Consider the following 18200-nt stretch of genomic DNA (forward strand, 5'->3'; position numbering starts at 1 on the left):
TTGACGAATAGTTCGGAACCAAAATAGGTTGCGCGCATGCCGCACCCCTTGCGCACGCGCGCCTTCCGCCTGCTCTTCATCGGACGCACCCTCTCCCTCCTCGGCGACTCCGCCATCCCCACCGCCCTCTCCCTGGCCGTCTATCTGGCCACAGGGTCGACCGGAGCGCTCGCTCTGGTCCTGGGATGCGCGATGATCCCCAAGCTGCTCCTGCTGCCACTGGGGGGCGTCGTGGGCGACCGCTTCAACGCCCGCACCGTCGCGCTCACCACCGATCTCGTACGGTGCGTGGCCCAGCTCTTCGTCGGCGCGGAACTGCTCGGCGGTTCCCCCGCGCTCTGGCAGATCGCCCTCGCCGAGGCGATCGGCGGCGCCGCCGGGGCGTTCGCGATGCCGACCGTGTCACCGCTGATCCGCGGCACCGTGGCGGAGTCGGGGCTACTGCGCGCCAACTCACTGATGGCGGTGGCCAACAGCGCGACCCGGCTCGGCGGCCCGGCCCTCGCCGGAGCCCTGATCCTCACCGCGGGCCCGGGCTGGGCCTTCGTGCTGGACGGCGCGAGCTTCGCGGTGAGCGCGGCGCTGCTGTCCGCCATGAAGGTCCGGCACGTACCCATCCCCCGGCGTTCCCTGCTCACCGATCTCAAGGAGGGCTGGAGCGAGGTCAGAGGCCGCGACTGGTACTGGACGAGCCTGATCGCCCACGCCGTCTGGAACGGCGCGGCGGCCGTCCTGATGACCGTGGGTCCGGCACTCTTCGTCCGGGAGCTGGGCGGCAAGGGAGTCTGGGTCGCCCTCCTCCAGACCGGCGCGGTCGGCCTGCTCCTCGGCTCCCTGCTGGCCGGCCGGGCCCACCCCCGCCGCCCGGTCCTGATCGCCAACCTGGGCCTCGCCACGTACGCCCTCCCGCTCGGTCTTCTCGCCGTCCACGCGCCCGTGGTCGTGACCATCGCCGCCTACGGCATCGCGCAGGCCGGGCTCGGCTTCCTCAACCCGGTCTGGGAGACCTCGGTCCAGTCCGCCGTGCCCGCGCACGCCCTGGCCCGCGTGACCTCGTACGACTGGCTGCTCTCCCTCGGCGCGATGCCGCTCGGATATGCCCTGGCCCCGCTCGCCGCCTCGGCCTGGGGCGCCGAAGTCCCCCTGGCCGTCGCCGCGGTGGCGGTCGGCGCCGCCTGTCTGGCGACGGCGGCAGTACCGGGCGTACGGCGTTTCGGGAAGCCCGGCAAGCAGGAGGAGCGGGCAGCCGAGGTACCGGCTTGAACATGTTCAAAGACAGGTCTACAGTCCATGACAACAGCTTTTGAACGCGTTCAAGGGAGGGTGGGGCATGGACCTCACTGTTGTCGCGTACGTCATCTACCTGCTGATCAGCGTGGCGCTCACCGTCTGGGTGGCGCGCACGCTCAGCCGCAACGGCAGGGTGTTCCTCGCCGATGTGCTGCACGGGAACGAGAAACTCGCCGACGCCGTCAACCACCTGCTGGTGGTCGGCTTCTACCTGGTCAACCTGGGCTTCGTCACCCTCTACCTGAGGAACGACGACGGGGTCGCCGACGCCCGCGGGCTCTTCGAGGCACTGTCGGTGAAGCTCGGCGTCGTCCTGCTGGTCCTCGGCGTGCTGCACCTCGGCAACGTCTATGTGCTCAACAAGATCCGCCGCAGGGGCCTGATGGAGCGTGAGCAGACCCCGCCCGTACCGCCACAGGGCTGGACGGGGCCGGGAAACGGTCCGTGGGCCGCACCCGTCACCAGGGCCTGAGCGCGCCATGACAGCCAAAACAGGCGGGCAGCGGCTGCCTGTCGAACGCCTCACGGTGCTGTACGACGCGCAGTGCTCGCTCTGCGTCCATCTGCGCCAGTGGCTGATGAAGCAGCGTCAGCTCGTTCCGCTCGACCTCGTCCCTGCGGACTCCGAAGAGGCGCGCCGCCGCTTCCCCGGACTCGACCACGCCGCGACGCTCGACGAGGTCACCGTGATCGGCGACCGGGGGCAGATCTACCGCGGGACCGACGCATGGATCGTCTGCCTCTGGGCGCTGGCCGAACACCGGCCCAGGTCCCACTGGCTGACCACCCCGGCAGGCCGCCCGTTCGCCCGGGCGACCGTGCTCGCCGCCGCGAAGTACCGGTCGCTGACCGCGACACCGTGCGGTGACGGGAACAGTGCCTGTACGGTCCCCGGACCTGGGGACTGACCGGGGCGGATACCCTCGGGACTGTGGTGAAGGAAGCGAAGGACGTGAAGGAAGTCAAGGCTCCCAAGAGCGAGCAGACCCGCACACTCATCCTCGAAACCGCGCTCCGGCTCTTCCAGGAACGCGGCTACGACAAGACGACGATGCGGGCCATCGCCCAGGAGGCCGGCGTCTCCGTCGGGAATGCCTACTACTACTTCACGAACAAGGAACACCTCGTCCAGGGCTTCTACGACCGGCTCGCCGCCGAGCACGAAGCGGCGGTCCAGCCGGTCCTGGACGGCGACAAGGACCTCGCGGTGCGGATGCGCGGGGTCCTGCTGACGTGGCTGGACGTGGCGGAGCCGTACCACCGCTTCGCCGCCCAGTTCTTCAAGAACGCCGCCGACCCGGAGAGCCCGCTCAGCCCGTTCTCGGCGGATTCGGTCGCGGCCCGCGAGGCGGCGATCTCCATCCACCGGCGGTGCCTGGCTGGTTCCGACGCCAAGACCGATCCCGAACTGGCCGAGCTGCTGCCGCAGTTGATGTGGCTGATGCAGATGGGCCTGGTGCTCTACTGGGTGTACGACCGGACGGAGCACACCGAACGCAGCCGCCGCCTGGTCGAGCGCTCCGCCCCGATCGGCGCCCGCGCCATCGCGCTCTCCCGGTTCCGGGTGCTGCGACCGCTGGTGCGGCAGATTCACGAGGTGCTGGAGGAGTTCCTGCCCGGCGCCGCGAGGCGTCGGGCCTAGGCAGGCCCCAGGCAGAGGGGCGGTCTCCCGGCAATGCCGGGAGACCGCCCCTTTGATCCTGTCGTACGCGCCGGGTCCGGCGCGGCGGACCGTCAGATCCGCTTCAGTTCCCACAGCCGCCAAAGGCCGGTGCCGTCCGAGAGGTACTGCGAACCGGAGACATCGGTCGTGCTGACGACATAGTCCTTCTTCTGCCACAGCGGCACGAGCGGCACATCCTCGCCGACCAGCGCCTGGAGCTCCTTGAAGTCCGCCGAGGTACGGCCGCGGTCGCTGTACTGCAGCGTGGCGCCGATCAGGGCGTCCACCTTCTTGCTGGAGTAGCCGTTGTGGAGGCTGTTGCTGTGGCCCACCAGCGGCTGGCTGAAAGTGTCGGAGTCCGGGTAGTCGGGGAACCAGCCGACGGTGTACGCGTCGTACTTGCCGGCCGCGTACTCCTTCTGGAACTTCGTCCACTCGACGGCCTTGACCGTGACCTTGAACAGGCCGCCCGCCTCCAGCTGGCTGCGCAGCTCCGCGGTCTCGTTCGCGTACGCCTCGTCACCGCCGCGGTAGCCGAAGGTGAAGTGCAGCGGCGTCTGTACGCCCGCCTCCTCCAGGAGCTTCTTCGCGCGCGCGGGATCGGGCGACGGATAGGCGTCGAAGAACGGTGTGCTGTGCCCGATGTAGCCCTGCGGGATCAGCGAGTAGAGCGGTTCGACCGTGCCCTTGTAGACATCGGTCACCAGCGGCCCGCGGTCGACCAGCGAAGCGATGGCCTGCCGGACCTTCTTGTCGGCGAACGGGGAACCGTCGCGGACGTTGAAGACGAGATTGCGGATTTCGGCGCTGCCCGCCTCGGTGACGCGCAGATCGGGGTCGCCGGGGTTCAGCTCGGCGAGCGTGGCAGGCGGCAGCTGGCGGTGCGTCACATCGACCTGCCCGGACTTCCAGGCCGCCAGGAGTGCTTCCGACCCCTCGTAGTAGTGCACGGTGACCGGGACACCGGTCTTGCTCAGCGCACCCTTGTACCGGGGGTTGGGGACCAGCTCGGCGGTGGCGCTCGGCCGGTACGACTTCAGGATGTAGGGGCCCGAGCCGTCGACCGTGCTTCCGGCCCGGAGCTTGTTCGGCGGGTACGACTCGCGGTCGACGATCGATCCGGCTCCCGTGGCGAGCTTCTGCGGGAAGGTCGCATCGCGCGAGGAGAGGTTGAAGGTGATGGTGCGGCCCTCGGACACCACGTTCTTGAGGCTCGGGAACAGCACCGACGGACCGACATCCGTCTTGATCCTGATCATGCGCTCGATGGAGTACTTGACATCGGCGGCGGTCATCTTGCGACCGTTGGAGAAGAACAGATCGTCGCGCAGCTTGCACTGGTACGTCTGGAGCTTCTGGCCGATGAACCCACAGCTCTCGGCGGCGTCGGGTTCGGGGACGATCGCCCCGGACTTGAACGTCATGAGGGACTGATAGATGTTGCTGTACATCGCCCAGGAACCGGCGTCGTACGCACCCGCCGGGTCGAGCGAGGTGACTATGTCCGTCGTACCGACCGCGATCGGGTCCTTCTTCACCTCGTCCGAAGGAAGCAGCTGCCAGGCGCCGACGCCTGCGATGACCAAAACCGCGAGAATCGCGAGAATCCGTAGCCGGATCGACCGCATTGCCGTGCTCTCCCTTACCAGCCCCACCTCGGCGTTGCACTCAGATACGCACATCACCGCATGTTCACGCTCAGCCAATCACACGATTTTCACATCTGGAAGAGTAAAAGTGGGACTCATAGCCTTTTGTTCGGCACTTGAAACCTTGGGTCGATCGGCAAGATCGGTAACAGGCCGTCGACGGAGTGTCAGGCCTGTCGGGAGGCGAGCTCCACGACGGTGATGTCGGAGGGTGCACCGACCCGTACGGGCGGCCCCCAGGCACCCGCTCCACGCGAGACGTACAGCTGGGTGTCGCCGTAGCGGTCGAGCCCGGCGACCGTGGGATTGGCCAGCTCGGCAATGAAATTGCCCGGCCAGAGCTGGCCCCCGTGGGTGTGGCCGGAGAGCTGGAGGTCCACGCCGTGGGCGACGGCATCGTGGATGACGACGGGCTGGTGGGCGAGGAGGACGGCGGCGCGGGTACGGTCCCGGTCACCGAGCGCGCGCTCGAAATCGGGCCCCTGCCCCTCGCTCTCCCCGGCAAGGTCATTGACGCCCGCGAGATCGAATCCGTCGATCTCGGTCCGGGCATTCTCCAAGGGGTGAAGCCCCAATTCCCGTACGTGATCAACCCATTGGCCGGCGCCGGAGTAGTACTCGTGATTACCGGTGACGAAGAAACTGCCCCGGCGGGCAGTCAGCTGCGCCAGCGGCTCCGCGGCCGGACCGAGGTCGGCGACGGTTCCGTCGACGAGATCCCCGACGACGGCGACCAGATCCGGCTGGGTCCGGTTGATCGTGTCGACGATCCGCTGGGTGTGGGCGCGGCCGAGGATCGGGCCGAGGTGGATGTCGCTGACGACGGCGATCCGGAAGCCGTGCGCGGAGCGGGGCAGTTTGGCGAGCGGGACGGTGATCCGCTTGACCCGCGGCCCGCGCAGCACGCCGTAGGTGCCGTAGCCGACCGTGCCGAGCCCGGCGACGGCGGCGGCGCCCCCGACGGCCCGTGCGACGAACAGACGGCGCGTGGGGACGGCGAGGGTGTCCGCGACAGGGGCATCGGCGACGAGGATGTCCGCTGCGGGAGCGTCGGCGGCCCTGGGCGTGAGTACTTTCGTCACCGACGGACGATCCGGCCGGCTCGACTCGTTCGCACGGCCCGCGAGCACCCGCCGCAGAATCGGCCGTACCGCCTCGCCCACCAGCAGAGCCAGCGTCAGATACAGCAGCGCGGCCAGCCACAGGTACCCCGGCCAGGCCAGCGCCCGCTGGAGCCAGAAGGGCGCACCCGTACGGCCGGAGACCAGGGCGCCGATGCTCAGCAGCGGCAGGAGACAGGCGGCCACCGTGCCGGTCCGGCGCAGGGCGCTTCCCTCGGCCGTCGTGTCACCGACGAAGCGGCGCCACAGATAGCGGTGCACGCCGACGAGCAGCGCGAGCACCACGACTGCCGTCACTACAAGACCGGCCACTGCCACTTGCGCTCCCCCGCCCGTCGTACGGCTTGTTATGCACCTTCGCGGCGCAGCGCCCTGACCCCACGGAACCCGATCACACCAACGGCCGTCCCCAGGAGAAAGGACGTGATGGCGAGCAGCAGATGCACCCAGAAGTACGCAGTCGGGTCACCCGCGTCGTCGAAGGCGAGTCCGCTGCCGTCCTTCCACAGGTTCTTGACGAAAGTGATCCAGATGAACCAGCTCCACACCCCGAAGGCGAGCAGGAACCAGGAGACGGAGCGGCTGAGCTTCATGGCCCCAGTATCTCCGCCGCGCTCCCGGGAAGCCGCCCGGGGTGGGCTGTCCCGGCGGTACGCACGGCGGGTCAAGCCATCCGCACCCGCATTCATATCTTCGCCCTGTACGTTTCCGACCGTGCCTGCTCTGAAAAAGATCGCATTGACGGTCACCTCTGCCGCCTTGTTGTCCACATTTGTCGTCAGTCCGGCATCGGCGGTCGGCAAGGACACCCCCGCCAACCGGCCGAAGCCACCCGCCGGTATGTCCCGGGTCGGTGGCGAGCTGCTGGGCCGGACCGGCACGCAGGTCAAGCTGGGGGTCGGCGCCCCGGTACTGCCCAAGGACCTCACGGGCAGGTCCTGGATCGTCGCGGACGCGGAGAACGGCGAGGTCCTCGCGGCGCACAACCCGCACTGGCGGCTGCCCCCCGCCTCCACCCTGAAAATGCTCTTCGCGGACACCGTGATGCCCGGACTGCAGCCGAAGACCCGGACGTACACGGTGCAGGAGGAGGACCTCGCCGATCTCGGCGAGGGCAGCAGCCTGGTCGGCGTCAAGGAAAACCTCAGCTATACGGTCCACGACCTGTGGCTCGGGGTGTTCCTGCGTTCGGGCAACGACGCGGTGCATGTGCTGTCCTCGATGTACGGCGGCATTCCCAAGACCGTCGCCGACATGCAGGCACACGCCGAGGAGTTGCAGGCGCTCGACACGAAGGTGGTGTCGCCCGACGGTTACGACGCGCCCGACCAGGTCTCCAGCGCGTACGACCTGACGCTGTTCGCCCGCAGCGGGCTGCAGAAGGCGGACTTCCGGGAGTACTGCTCGACGGCCGAGGCCGACTTCCCCGGCGCGGAGAAGAAGGGGAAGCGCGAGAGCTTCAAGATCCAGAACACCAACCGGCTGCTCACCGGTGCGGACGGCGTCGACCCGTACAAGGGCCTCGCGGGGGTCAAGAACGGCTACACCACGCACGCGGGCAACACCTTCACCGGTGTCGCCGAACGCAACGGCAAGGTGCTGCTCGTCACCGTCATGAACCCGTCGTCCGACAAGCCCCACGCCGTCTACAAGGAAGCCGCCGACCTCCTCGACTGGGGCTTCGCCGCGAGCGGCAAGGTGACCCCGGTCGGCGAACTGGTGCCCCCGAAGTCCGCCAGTACCGGGACCGGCACCGGGAAGGGCCCCGCGGCGGCGCACGAGGAGGACAAGGGCAGGAACGGCCCCTCGCACAACACCGAGGCCGTTGCCGCCGACGGCGGCGGGGGCGTCGGGATCGCGCTGGGAATCGCCGGAGGCGTCCTGGCGCTGCTGACCGGCGGGGTGTTCCTGGTCAACCGGCGCTGGCCGCTGCCGGACCTGGTGCGCCGCCTTCCTCGTCGCTGACGGCCGCGGAGTCCTTCTCGGTGTCCTTGCTGTTCCGCGTCGCCGTCCAGGCGGCGCAGAACAGCAGCAGCTTTGCCGTGAAGTTGATCCACAGCAGCAGCGCGACCGGCACTCCGAAGGCGCCGTACATGCTCTTCGACGCGACGCCCTTCATATAGCTGCCGAGCAGCAGCTTGAGCAGTTCGAAGCCGACCGCGCCGATCGCCGCGGCGACCAGTAGCCGGCGCCGTGGGGGCTCGACGCCGGGCAGCAGCGTCAGCAGATAGAGCAGCAGCAGGAAGTCGGCGAGGGCCGCCACGACCATGGCGGCCACCTGCAGCACCACACCGCCCGCGCCGCGGTCCGAGATGCCCAGCAGACCGGCGGTCCAGCCGACGGCGACGGAACCGGCCGAGGAGACCGCGAGAGTCACGAGCGCCGCCCCGCCCAGACCGAAGAGCAGCCCGGCGTCCTTGAGTTTGCGGATGACCGGATTGCCCAGGTCCATGTCGTCCATGCCCCACACGGCGCGCAGACAGCCCCGCATCGCGCCGATCCAGCCGATGCCGGTGAAGAGCAGCAGCGCACCGGCGACCAGCCCGACCGTGCCCGCGTGGGCGACCAGATCGCTGATGCCGAGCTGGTCGGAGATGCCCGGCACCTGCTCGGTGATCTGGTTCTCGATCTTGTGGATCTGCTCGGTGGAGAGCAGCGCGGCACCGATCGCCGCACCGACCGCGATCAGCGGGAAGAGCGCCAGGAAGCTGATGAAGGTGATCGCGGCGGCGAGCCTGGCCCAGTGGACCCGTTCCAGCGTTTCGTACGAGCGCCAGGCGTGCGTCGCCATCAGCCGGGAGACGATCGGCCCGATGACAGGGAGGTTTTTCAGCCAGTCCATGACGTACGACTACCCTCCCGGGCACGGAAAACCGGCATCCCCCTTCGCTGCCGTACGGGCTGACACTTACTCAATCGCCCATATCGGTGAGTGTTGTAACAAATCCCTCGAAAGGGTTTTCTCGGGCGATACGGTCACCACCATGTCTGTCGACACCGTGTCCCTGACCGGCTGGGGCCGTACCGCCCCGACGACCGCCCTGCGCTTCCGCCCCCGTACGTACGAGGAGGCGGCGGCGACCGTACGCGGTTGCGGACCCCGCGGTTCCATCGCCCGGGGGCTCGGCCGGTCCCACGGCGACGCCGCACAGAACGCGGGCGGCTCCGTCCTCGACATGACCGCCCTGAACCGGATCCGCACCATCGACGCCGGCACCGGCCTGGTGGTCTGCGACGCCGGGGTCAGCCTGCACCGGCTGATGGAAGTCCTGCTGCCGCTCGGCTGGTTCGTCCCCGTCACACCGGCCACCCGTCATGTCACCGTGGGCGGCGCGATCGGCGCCGACATCCACGGCCGCAACCATCACTTCGCCGGCTCCTTCTCGCGGCACGTCCAGGAGCTGAAGCTGCTGACGGCCGAGGGCGAGATCCTTACGGTCCGGCCCGGCACCGACCTCTTCGACGCGACCGCGGGCGGCCTGGGTCTGACGGGTGTGATCCTCTCCGCCACGCTCCGGTGCCACCGTGTCACCAGCTCCTGGATGTCGGTGGACACCGAACGGACCGTCGACCTGGACGACCTGCTGGCCAGGCTCTCCGCCGGAGACCACCGCTACCGCTATTCGGCCGCCTGGATCGATCTCCTCGCCCGCGGCCGGGCGACAGGGCGCTCCGTACTCACCCGTGGGGAGCACGCCCCCCGGTACGCGCTCCCGGCGCGCTCCCGGCGCACACCGCTCGCGTTCCGCCCGGGACAACTGCCGGTCGCACCCGCTCTCGTACCGGAAGGGCTGCTCGGTCGTACCTCCGTCGCCCTCTTCAACGAGCTCCACTACCGCAGCGCCCCCAGGTACCGCGTCGGCGAGCTCCAGAAGCTGTCCACGTTCTTCCACCCCCTGGACTGCCTGCCGCACTGGAACCGGATCCATGGGCGCGGCGGATCCGTGCGGTACCAGTTCGTCGTCGGGCACGGACAGGAGGAGGCGCTGCGCCGGATCGTGCGCCGGATCTCCCAGCGGCGCTGCCCGTCGTTCCACGCCGTGCTCAAACGGTTCGGCGAAGGCGACCCGGGCTGGCTGTCGTTCCCGATGCCCGGCTGGGCCCTCGCCCTCGATCTGCCCGCAGCGCTGCCGGGCCTGACCGGGTTCCTGGACTCGCTGGACGAGGAGGTGGCGGAGGCCGGCGGCCGGGTCTGCCTGGCCAAGGACTCCCGGCTGCGGCCTCAGATGCTGGCCGCGATGTATCCACGGCTGGCCGAATTCCGGTCACTGCGCGCCGAGCTGGACCCGAACGGGGCGTTCCGCTCGGACCTGTCGCGCCGCCTCTCGCTCTGACCGCTGCGGTCTTCCGCCCTCTCGTCCTCCCTCGCCCCCTCGTCCGCAAGGAGTGTTTCCGTGAAGGACGCCTTCGGTGCCCCGCAGTCCCTGCTCGTTCTCGGCGGAACGTCTCGGATCGCTCTCGCCACCGCACGCCGGCTGATCGCCCGCCGGACCCGTACGGTCTGGCTGGCCGGCCGCCCCTCGCCCGGACTGGAGTCGGCCGCCGCCGAACTGCGCACACGCGGCGCCGACGTCCGTACGGTCGACTTCGACGCCCTCGACTCCGAGTCCCACGAGACCGCCCTCGGCAAGATCTTCACCGAGGGCGACATCGACATGGTGCTCCTCGCCTTCGGTATCGCGGGCGACCAGGAGCGTGACGAGGAGGAGCCGCTCTCCGCGGTCCGGGTCGCCCGGACGAATTACACGGGGGCCGTCTCCGCCGGGCTGGTGTGCGCCGGAGCACTCCAGGCGCAGGGGCACGGCTCGCTGGTGGTGCTGTCCTCGGTGGCCGGCGAACGCGTCCGCCGTGCCGACTTCATCTACGGGTCCAGCAAGGCGGGCCTGGACGCGTTCACCCAGGGGCTGGGGGACGCGCTGTACGGCACGGGAGTGCACGTGATGGTCGTACGCCCCGGCGTCGTACGGCCAGAAACGGCGGCCCGGCCCGCGACGCCGCGGCTCACCGTGGCACGACTCGCCGCTGCACCGCTGGAGGCGTCGCCTCTCGCGACGACTCCGGACGCGGTCGCGGCGGCGATCGTGACGGGTCTGCGGCGGCGTGCGGAGACGGTGTGGGTGCCGGGGTCACTGCGTGTAGTGATGTCGGCACTGCGGCATGCACCGCGCCCGCTGTTCCGGCGCCTGCCGGTCTGATCCTCGGGCGCCGGGGCGCTCAAGGAGTGAAGAGGCCCGCCGGGGCCGCTCAGGGGTGCAGGGAGGGCTCGTCCACGGAGGAGCCGCCCTGCGCGGGCACGACGGGCGCGCCGTCCCCGGCACCGAACGGGAACTCGTTGATCTTGCGCCAGACGCCGTCCGGGCCCTGCTCGTACAACGCGAAGGAACCGCAGGTCCAGGCGGCCTCGTAGTCGGAGAGCTCCTCGTAGGCCCGGTCCATCGCCTGCTCGGCGATGTCGTGCGCCACGGTCACATGCGGGTGGTACGGGAACTGGAGCTCGCGCACCAGCGGCCCGGAGGAGTCCCTGACCCGCTTCTGCAGCCACGAGCAGGCCGAGGCCCCCTCGACGACCTGGACGAAGACGACCGGCGAGAGGGGGCGGAAGGTCCCCGTGCCGGCCAGCCGCATCGGAAAGGGGCGGCCGCCCGTGGCGATCTGCGCGAGATGCGCCTCGATCGCGGGCAGGTCGGCCGCCTCGGCCTCGGTCGGCGGGAGAAGCGTGACGTGGGTGGGAATGCCGTACGCGGCAGGATCCCCGAAGCTCGCGCGCCGCTCCTGGAGCAGGCTGCCGTAGGGCTCCGGGACCGCGATCGAAACGCCGAGCGTTACGGTCCCCACGTCGTTCTCCTCAATCCTCGATGGTCAATGGCCGGTTTTCAGCCATCCACCGTTTTCAACTTCCCGTCGCCAGTGTGACGCCTGCGGCCGCGAAACCGCCAGGGTCCTTGGACTCAGTGCTTCGCGGGCAGAAAGCCCATCCGGTCGTACGTCCGGGCCAGGGTCTCGGCCGCGACGGAGCGGGCCTTCTCCGCGCCCTTGGCCAGGATCGAGTCCAGCGTCTCCGGGTCGTCCAGGTATTCCTGGGTGCGGGTGCGGAACGGTGTGACGAACTCGACCATGACCTCGGCAAGGTCGGTCTTGAGCGCACCGTAGCCCTTGCCCTCGTACTTCTGCTCCAGATCCGCGATACCGGTTTCGGTCAACGTGGAGTAGATGGTCAGCAGGTTGCTGACCCCGGGCTTCTCGGCCCGGTCGAAGCGGATGACCGTGTCGGTGTCGGTGACCGCGCTCCGGACCTTCTTGGCGGTGGCCTTCGGCTCGTCGAGGAGGTTGATCAGGCCCTTCGGGGTGGCCGCCGACTTGCTCATCTTCGACGACGGGTCCTGAAGGTCGTAGATCTTCGCCGTCTCCTTGAGGATGTACGGGTCCGGCACGGTGAACGTGTCGCCGTAGCTGCCGTTGAACCGCTCGGCGAGGTTACGGGTCAGCTCCAGGTGCTGGCGCTGGTCCTCGCCGACCGGGACCTGGTCGGCCTGGTACAGCAGGATGTCGGCGACCATCAGCATCGGGTACGTGAAGAGACCGACCGTGGTGCGGTCGGCACCCTGCTTGGCAGACTTGTCCTTGAACTGCGTCATGCGGGAGGCCTCGCCGAAGCCGGTGAGGCAGTTCATGATCCAGCCGAGCTGGGCGTGCTCGGGGACATGGCTCTGGACGAAGAGCGTGCAGCGCTCCGGGTCGAGACCGGCGGCGAGGAGCTGGGCGGCGGCAAGCCGGGTGTTCGCGCGCAGCTCCGCGGGGTCCTGCGGAATGGTGATCGCATGCAGGTCCACGACCATGTAGAAGGCGTCGTGGGATTCCTGCAGCGCCACCCACTGGCGGACCGCACCGAGGTAGTTGCCGAGGTGGAACGAGCCTGCGGTGGGCTGGATTCCGGAGAGCACGCGGGGGCGTTCAGAGGCCATGAAACCCATTGTCTCAGGTACGGAACCGATCTCCGGCAGCCGGTGCGGAAGGTGCGCGGACACAGGACGCGCACCGCCGTGAATGGGACGAGGAACACAGTCGGGCCGACGGGACGGTGGAAGGGCGCGGACGGGCGCGCCGTGAATTGAAGGTTTCCTCGCCAGGGTTCCGACCGACGATACAAAGTGGGCACCACCCTCCGCCCACGCCGCACGACGAACGGAGATCCCGTGTCGACCACGGAAACTGCCATCGCCTCCGCCGAGGCGCACAGCGCGCACAACTACCATCCGCTGCCCGTCGTCGTCGCTTCGGCGAACGGAGCCTGGATGACCGATGTCGAGGGCCGGCGCTACCTCGACATGCTCGCCGGATATTCGGCGCTCAACTTCGGCCATGGCAACCGGCGCCTGCTCGACGCGGCCAAGGCACAGCTGGAACGGGTGACCCTCACCTCGCGCGCCTTCTACCACGACCGGTTCGCCGACTTCTGTACACAGCTCGCCGAGTTGTGCGGCATGGAAATGGTGCTGCCGATGAACACCGGGGCGGAGGCCGTGGAGACCGCGGTCAAGACCGCCCGCAAGTGGGGCTACCGGGTGAAGGGCGTCCCGGACGGCATGGCGAAGATCATTGTCGCCGCGAACAACTTCCACGGCCGGACGACGACGATCATCAGCTTCTCCACGGACCAGGAGGCACGGGAGGACTTCGGTCCGTACACGCCGGGGTTCGAGATCGTTCCGTACGGGGATCTGACCGCGCTCGCGGAGGCGATGACCGAGAACACCGTGGCGGTGCTGCTGGAGCCGATCCAGGGCGAGGCCGGGGTGCTGGTGCCGCCGCCCGGCTACCTCCCCCGGGTGCGCGAACTCACCCGCCAGCGGAATGTGCTGTTCATCGCGGACGAGATCCAGTCGGGCCTGGGCCGGACCGGGAAGACCTTCGCCTGTGAGCACGAGGGTGTCGTGCCGGACATGTATGTGCTCGGCAAGGCGCTGGGCGGCGGCGTGGTCCCGGTGTCGGCGGTGGTCTCGTCGAAGGATGTGCTCGGGGTGTACCGGCCCGGTGAGCACGGTTCGACGTTCGGCGGGAATCCCCTTGCCTGTGCGGTCGCGCTGGAGGTCATCGCGATGCTCCGTACCGGCGAATTCCAGCAGCGGGCGACCGAGTTGGGCGAGCACCTCCACCAGGAGCTGAGGCTGCTGGTGGGCGGGGGCGCGGTGGAGGCGGTACGGGGCCGCGGGCTGTGGGCGGGCGTCGACATCGCCCCGAGCCACGGCACCGGCCGGGAGATCTCCGAGAAGCTGATGGACCGGGGGGTGCTGGTCAAGGACACCCATGGCTCGACGATCCGGATCGCCCCGCCGCTGGTGATCAGCAAGGAGGACCTGGACTGGGGGCTCGAGCAGCTCCGCGCCGTCCTGCGCGGCTGAGTTCCGCCGTCGGTCGCCGGGCAGGCTCAGAGCCTTACGTCCGGATCGGGCCAGGGCCCGCGAGCCCGGCGTGATCCGGACGAAAGGCCCTGGCTAGAGGATCACGTGAGGCAGGAAGCGGGCGTACTCGTCCGTGACCGGCCCCGCCGATTCGCGGATGCCGAGCCCGGCCGCCTCGTCCTCGACGACCCACGCCCCCAGCACCACCCGGTTGCCGTCGAAGTCCGGCAGCGGTGCCAGTTCCTGGTAGCAGCACGGCTCGTCCCGCAGCACCACGGGGCTTCCCGGCTCATGGATCGTGACCCCGGCCCCCTCGCGGCCGAGCAGCGGCTTGACGACGTAGCCGAGGCCACCTCCATCGCCCGCCCCCGTACCGGTCGCCGCGAGTTCACGGGGGCCGTCGAGATAGGAGGGGAGCAGATTCGGGTGGCCGGGAAAGAGCTCCCAGAGGATCGCCAGCAGCGCCTTGTTGGAGAGGAGCATCTTCCAGGCGGGCTCGATCCAGCAGGTGGTGCCGGTGCCGCCGCCGTTGTCGAGGGTGTCCAGCACATGCGGCCCGAACCGGTCGGTCGCCAGCCACTCCCACGGGTACAGCTTGAAACAGCTGCGGATGAAGCGGAGCCGCTCGTCGACGAACCGCCCGGCAAGCCGGTCCCAGCCGATCTGTTCGACGGAGAGCGCCTCCGTGTCGATGCCGGCCTGTTCGGCGGTCTCGCGCAGATAGGCGACCGTCATCAGGTCCTCGCCCAGCTCGTCCCCGTCGGAGTGCGCGAAGTGCAGCGGTCCGGGCGGCAACAGGCCGGCCTGCCGTTTCCACGCCGCGACGAGACGTTCGTGCAGGGAGTTCCACTGGTCGGCGCCCGGGAATCGGTCCTCCATCCAGAACCACTGGGCGCTCGCGGCCTCCACCAGGGAGGTGGGGGTGTCCGCGTTGTATTCCAGCATCTTCGCCGGACCGGTTCCGTCATAGCGCAGGTCGAACCTTCCGTACAGGGACGGCAGTTCGTCACGGCGGTGCCAGGACTGGGCGATGAGTCCGGACAGCCGGCGGTCGGTGATGCCGAGATCGGCGAAGCGGTCCTGCTCCACGATGTGCGCGGCCGCGGCCAGACACATGGTGTGCAGTTCCTCCACGACGTCCTCCAGTGCCTCGACCTCGGGCAGCGAGAAGACGTAGTAGGCGCTCTCGTCCCAGTACGGGCGCAGTGATCCGTCCGGATAGCGGGTGAGCGGGTAGACGAGTCCCTGCTCCTCCACCGTCTGCTGCCAGCCGGGGCGCGGCTGCGTGGTGCGGCGTTCCATACCGGTTCAGCCGCCGCCGGTGCCCGAGCATCCGAAGCCGCCGCGGTCGACCGCGGACTTGCTGAAGCTGCCGCCATCCACCTTGCCGTTCTTGCTGCTGCCGCCGTAGTAGTACGACCCCTTGCCGCTGCCGTTCTTACATTCGTAGCTCGGCAGCTTGTCCCGGGTGAGCGGGTCGACGCACCGCTTGTCCGGTTCCGAACCGCAGGAGGTGATCATCGCTGCGAGCACCCCCATGCCACCGAGCACCACCGTGCTCGACCTCAGCCTGCGTATGGCCATGCTTCCATCTCCCCCGTCGTACGAATCAAGCCAATGTGGCCACTCGTCAGATTAGATGGCCGCCCATTGCGGCCGAAAGCCGGTGCACCGAACGGCCGCAAGTAGAGTCCCTGTGTGCTCATCGGGATGATCTGCGCGCTCGGCGCCGCCGTCTGCTTCGGTACGGCCTCCGTCCTCCAGGCCGTCGCCTCGCGGGCCGCCGCCGAGCCGGGGGCGGACGCGGGGGTCGATCCGGCGCTGCTGCTGCGCGCCCTGCGCCAGTGGCGCTACATCGCCGGACTCGCCCTCGACGGCTGCGGTTTCGTCCTCCAGATCATCGCCCTGCGGTCCCTGCCGATCTACGCGGTGGGCGCCGCCCTGGCCGCGAGTCTCGCGGTGACCGCCGTAGTCGCCGCCCGGCTCCTCAAGGTGCGGCTGAGCGGCGTCGAATGGACCGCGGTCGGCGTCGTCTGCGCGGGCCTGGGCATGCTGGGGCTCGCCTCCGGCGGTGAGGGCCACGGGACCGGCTCGGCGGCCCTGGGCTGGACGATGCTGGGGATCTCCCTCGGCATTCTGCTGATCGGCGTGGCAGCCGGGCGCCTCCCGGAGAGGCCGCGGGCGCTCGTTCTGGGGCTCGGCGCGGGGTGTGGCTTCGGGGTGGTGGAGGTCACGGTCCGGCTGATCAACGACATGTCCCCGTCGGCGCTACTCGCCGACCCGGCCGGGTACGCCCTGCTGCTGGGCGGCGGTTCGGCGTTCCTGCTGCTGACATCGGCGCTGCAGCGCGGTTCGGTGACGACGGCGACGGCCGGCATGGTGCTCGGCGAGACGATCGGCCCGGCGCTGGTGGGCGTCATCTGGCTCGGGGACCGTACCCGCGAGGGCCTGGTCTGGCCGGCGGTCGCCGGTTTCGTGGTGGCGGTGGCGGGAGCGCTGGCCCTGGCCCGGTTCGGCGAGGCCCCGGCGGACACGCCCGAACCGGCCGAACCGACCGAACCGACCACCCCCGGAAGGCTGTAGGACCCAGGTGTACTCGGTCCTGTCGTCGGACTGCCGTCTGCCGTACGACGGCGGGGCCTACGGCAGCACCCGGCACAGTGCGTCCAGTGCGCCCGCCCAGGCGCTGTCGGTCGGTGTCCCGTAACCGATGACCAGGGCGTCGCGCCCCGGCGCCGCCTCCGGGTGGCGGAAGCGCGAGATCCCCTCCAGTGCCAGCCCCTGCCACGCGGCCGCCCGCATCACCGATGGCTCGCTGCCCTCCGGGAGTTCGAGCACGGCGTGCAGTCCGGCGGCGATACCGCTGATCCGGACATCGGGCGCCCGCTGTGCCAGCACCGCGACGAGCTGGTCGCGACGGTGGCGGTAGCGCAGCCGCATCGAGCGCACATGACGGTCGTACGCACCCGATGCGATGAACTCCGCGAGCGTCAGCTGTTCCAGCGCGCTCGACGACCAGTCGCTCACCCCCTTGGCCTCGGCCACCTCCCCCACCAGGTTCTCCGGCAGCACCATCCACCCCAGCCGCAGTCCCGGCGCCAGCGACTTGCTCGTCGTTCCCAGGTGTACGACGCGTTCGGGGTCGAGGCCCTGGAGCGCCCCGACCGGCTGCCGGTCGTAGCGGAACTCCCCGTCGTAGTCGTCCTCCAGGATCAGGCCGCCCGTGCCGCGCGCCCAGTCGACCGCCGCGGCCCGCCGGTCCGGATGGAGCGGCGCCCCCGTCGGGAACTGGTGCGCGGGCGTCATCAGGACCGCGCCCACGCCGCGCAGCCCGGCCAGTTCACCGGTCCTGGCCCCGAGTCCGTCGACCGGCAGACAGGGCATGCGCAGCCCGGCATCCGCGAGCAGCTTCCAGTGCACGTCCAGTCCGTACGACTCGACGGCAACCTCCCGCACCCGCCGCTTGCGCAGCACCGTCCCCATCAGCTTCAGCGCCTGCACGAAACCGGCGCAGATCACGATCCGCTCCGGGTCCGCGTACACACCGCGGGCGCGGGCCAGATAGTCGGCGAGGACGGTGCGCAGCTCGATGCGCCCGCGCGGATCGCCGTACCCGAAGGCGTCGTTGGGTGCGGCGGTCAGGGCGTGGCGGGCCGCCTTGAGCCAGTCGGCGCGCGGGAACGTCGAGAGGTCGGGCGACCCGGCCAGCAGGTTGTGGGCGGGCTGGGACCGCACCGGCCGGGAGCGCGTCGCCCTGGTGGCCGTCCGGCGCGGCTCGGCCCGCCGCGCCACCCTGGTCCCCGAACCCTGCCGGGCGGTGAGCCACCCCTCGGCGACCAGCTCCGCGTACGCGTCGGCGACGGTGTTCCGGGCGATGCCGAGGTCCACGGCGAGGCTGCGGGAGGACGGCAGCCGGGTGCCGGGCGCCAGCCGCCCCGTCCGTACGGCCTCGCGCAGGGCGTCCATGAGCCCGGCCCGCAACCCCGCCGCACCCGTCGTCTCCAGATGCAGGTCGGCACCGAAAGTGGCCCAGGAATCCGTCATGGAAATGGACCATACCGCTGCGCCATCCTCACCG

Annotated in this window: 18 protein-coding genes; 9 read left to right on the plus strand and 9 right to left on the minus strand. The window is 69.8% G+C overall.

The features are described 5' to 3' along the window. Positions 1-36: 36 nt before the first annotated feature. From NRF20_RS18115 to NRF20_RS18130, 4 genes are all read left to right on the plus strand, one after another. Positions 37-1263 (plus strand): MFS transporter, encoded by a 1227-nt coding sequence (locus NRF20_RS18115; RefSeq protein ID WP_413752901.1) that lies wholly within the window; start codon positions 37-39, stop codon positions 1261-1263. A 67-nt stretch (positions 1264-1330) separates the two neighbouring features. Then, positions 1331-1762, plus strand: coding sequence for a hypothetical protein (locus NRF20_RS18120; protein ID WP_398631257.1), 432 nt, complete (start codon positions 1331-1333; stop codon positions 1760-1762). 7 nt (positions 1763-1769) lie between these two features. After that, positions 1770-2198 carry a thiol-disulfide oxidoreductase DCC family protein gene (locus tag NRF20_RS18125; protein ID WP_398631258.1) on the plus strand — a complete coding sequence of 143 codons (429 nt, stop codon included), beginning with the start codon at positions 1770-1772 and terminating at the stop codon, positions 2196-2198. A 23-nt stretch (positions 2199-2221) separates the two neighbouring features. Then, on the plus strand, positions 2222-2932 hold the full coding sequence (locus tag NRF20_RS18130) for a TetR/AcrR family transcriptional regulator (RefSeq protein WP_266358590.1): 711 nt from the start codon (positions 2222-2224) through the stop codon (positions 2930-2932). A gap of 92 nt (positions 2933-3024) precedes the next feature. Here NRF20_RS18130 and NRF20_RS18135 read toward each other — a convergent pair whose 3' ends face one another. From NRF20_RS18135 to NRF20_RS18145, 3 genes are all read right to left on the minus strand, one after another. Beyond that, on the minus strand, positions 3025-4581 hold the full coding sequence (locus NRF20_RS18135) for an ABC transporter substrate-binding protein (protein WP_398631259.1): 1557 nt from the start codon (positions 4579-4581) through the stop codon (positions 3025-3027). A gap of 188 nt (positions 4582-4769) precedes the next feature. Further along, positions 4770-6041, minus strand: coding sequence for a metallophosphoesterase (locus NRF20_RS18140; RefSeq protein WP_413752902.1), 1272 nt, complete (start codon positions 6039-6041; stop codon positions 4770-4772). A 29-nt stretch (positions 6042-6070) separates the two neighbouring features. Beyond that, entirely contained in the window at positions 6071-6316 is a 246-nt protein-coding gene (locus tag NRF20_RS18145) for an SCO4848 family membrane protein (RefSeq protein WP_266358592.1), read from the minus strand. 121 nt (positions 6317-6437) lie between these two features. Here NRF20_RS18145 and NRF20_RS18150 point away from each other — a divergent pair, with 121 nt between their 5' ends. Then, positions 6438-7688: a D-alanyl-D-alanine carboxypeptidase family protein gene (locus tag NRF20_RS18150; RefSeq protein ID WP_398631261.1), complete on the plus strand. Its 1251-nt coding sequence runs from the start codon at positions 6438-6440 to the stop codon at positions 7686-7688. Here the strand turns inward: NRF20_RS18150 and NRF20_RS18155 are convergent. Continuing rightward, the gene (locus tag NRF20_RS18155) at positions 7636-8565 is read right to left on the minus strand and encodes a YihY/virulence factor BrkB family protein (RefSeq protein WP_398631262.1); all 930 of its coding nucleotides are present in this window, start codon (positions 8563-8565) and stop codon (positions 7636-7638) included. The genes NRF20_RS18150 and NRF20_RS18155 overlap by 53 nt on opposite strands. A gap of 142 nt (positions 8566-8707) precedes the next feature. Here NRF20_RS18155 and NRF20_RS18160 point away from each other — a divergent pair, with 142 nt between their 5' ends. Both NRF20_RS18160 and NRF20_RS18165 read left to right on the plus strand, forming a co-directional pair. After that, on the plus strand, positions 8708-10057 hold the full coding sequence (locus NRF20_RS18160; RefSeq protein WP_413752904.1) for an FAD-binding protein: 1350 nt from the start codon (positions 8708-8710) through the stop codon (positions 10055-10057). Positions 10058-10117: 60 nt separating this feature from the next. Next, complete coding sequence (locus NRF20_RS18165) at positions 10118-10918, plus strand: decaprenylphospho-beta-D-erythro-pentofuranosid-2-ulose 2-reductase (protein WP_398631264.1); 801 nt, start codon at positions 10118-10120, stop codon at positions 10916-10918. A gap of 49 nt (positions 10919-10967) precedes the next feature. On the opposite strand, the gene NRF20_RS18170 is transcribed toward NRF20_RS18165, so the two are convergent. Both NRF20_RS18170 and trpS read right to left on the minus strand, forming a co-directional pair. Beyond that, the gene (locus NRF20_RS18170) at positions 10968-11558 is read right to left on the minus strand and encodes a 2'-5' RNA ligase family protein (protein WP_398631265.1); all 591 of its coding nucleotides are present in this window, start codon (positions 11556-11558) and stop codon (positions 10968-10970) included. A 113-nt stretch (positions 11559-11671) separates the two neighbouring features. After that, complete coding sequence (trpS, locus tag NRF20_RS18175) at positions 11672-12685, minus strand: tryptophan--tRNA ligase (RefSeq protein ID WP_398631266.1); 1014 nt, start codon at positions 12683-12685, stop codon at positions 11672-11674. 231 nt (positions 12686-12916) lie between these two features. Between trpS and rocD the strand changes: the two genes are divergently transcribed. Beyond that, complete coding sequence (gene rocD / locus NRF20_RS18180; protein ID WP_398631267.1) at positions 12917-14122, plus strand: ornithine--oxo-acid transaminase; 1206 nt, start codon at positions 12917-12919, stop codon at positions 14120-14122. Positions 14123-14215: 93 nt separating this feature from the next. On the opposite strand, the gene NRF20_RS18185 is transcribed toward rocD, so the two are convergent. Beyond that, positions 14216-15424, minus strand: coding sequence for a glutathionylspermidine synthase family protein (locus NRF20_RS18185; RefSeq protein WP_413752905.1), 1209 nt, complete (start codon positions 15422-15424; stop codon positions 14216-14218). 6 nt (positions 15425-15430) lie between these two features. Further along, on the minus strand, positions 15431-15706 hold the full coding sequence (locus NRF20_RS18190) for a hypothetical protein (RefSeq protein ID WP_398631269.1): 276 nt from the start codon (positions 15704-15706) through the stop codon (positions 15431-15433). Between the two features lie 126 nt (positions 15707-15832). Between NRF20_RS18190 and NRF20_RS18195 the strand changes: the two genes are divergently transcribed. Beyond that, on the plus strand, positions 15833-16705 hold the full coding sequence (locus tag NRF20_RS18195; protein ID WP_413754575.1) for a hypothetical protein: 873 nt from the start codon (positions 15833-15835) through the stop codon (positions 16703-16705). 57 nt (positions 16706-16762) lie between these two features. On the opposite strand, the gene NRF20_RS18200 is transcribed toward NRF20_RS18195, so the two are convergent. After that, complete coding sequence (locus NRF20_RS18200; RefSeq protein ID WP_413752906.1) at positions 16763-18166, minus strand: PLP-dependent aminotransferase family protein; 1404 nt, start codon at positions 18164-18166, stop codon at positions 16763-16765. Positions 18167-18200 lie beyond the last annotated feature (34 nt).

Origin of the sequence: Streptomyces sp. R-74717 (assembly GCF_047305335.1) — a bacterium.
Classification (GTDB): domain Bacteria; phylum Actinomycetota; class Actinomycetes; order Streptomycetales; family Streptomycetaceae; genus Streptomyces; species Streptomyces atratus.

What these genes read in the sequence shown, in the direction of transcription:
- NRF20_RS18185 (WP_413752905.1), bottom strand. Translation starts at nt 15,424, where the DNA reads ATGGAACGCCGCACCACGCAGCCGCGCCCCGGCTGGCAGCAGACGGTG.
- NRF20_RS18155 (WP_398631262.1), bottom strand. Translation starts at nt 8,565, where the DNA reads ATGGACTGGCTGAAAAACCTCCCTGTCATCGGGCCGATCGTCTCCCGG.
- NRF20_RS18125 (WP_398631258.1), top strand. Translation starts at nt 1,770, where the DNA reads ATGACAGCCAAAACAGGCGGGCAGCGGCTGCCTGTCGAACGCCTCACG.
- NRF20_RS18200 (WP_413752906.1), bottom strand. Translation starts at nt 18,166, where the DNA reads ATGACGGATTCCTGGGCCACTTTCGGTGCCGACCTGCATCTGGAGACG.
- NRF20_RS18195 (WP_413754575.1), top strand. Translation starts at nt 15,833, where the DNA reads ATGATCTGCGCGCTCGGCGCCGCCGTCTGCTTCGGTACGGCCTCCGTC.
- NRF20_RS18145 (WP_266358592.1), bottom strand. Translation starts at nt 6,316, where the DNA reads ATGAAGCTCAGCCGCTCCGTCTCCTGGTTCCTGCTCGCCTTCGGGGTG.
- NRF20_RS18135 (WP_398631259.1), bottom strand. Translation starts at nt 4,581, where the DNA reads ATGCGGTCGATCCGGCTACGGATTCTCGCGATTCTCGCGGTTTTGGTC.
- NRF20_RS18190 (WP_398631269.1), bottom strand. Translation starts at nt 15,706, where the DNA reads ATGGCCATACGCAGGCTGAGGTCGAGCACGGTGGTGCTCGGTGGCATG.
- NRF20_RS18120 (WP_398631257.1), top strand. Translation starts at nt 1,331, where the DNA reads ATGGACCTCACTGTTGTCGCGTACGTCATCTACCTGCTGATCAGCGTG.
- trpS (WP_398631266.1), bottom strand. Translation starts at nt 12,685, where the DNA reads ATGGCCTCTGAACGCCCCCGCGTGCTCTCCGGAATCCAGCCCACCGCA.
- NRF20_RS18115 (WP_413752901.1), top strand. Translation starts at nt 37, where the DNA reads ATGCCGCACCCCTTGCGCACGCGCGCCTTCCGCCTGCTCTTCATCGGA.
- NRF20_RS18160 (WP_413752904.1), top strand. Translation starts at nt 8,708, where the DNA reads ATGTCTGTCGACACCGTGTCCCTGACCGGCTGGGGCCGTACCGCCCCG.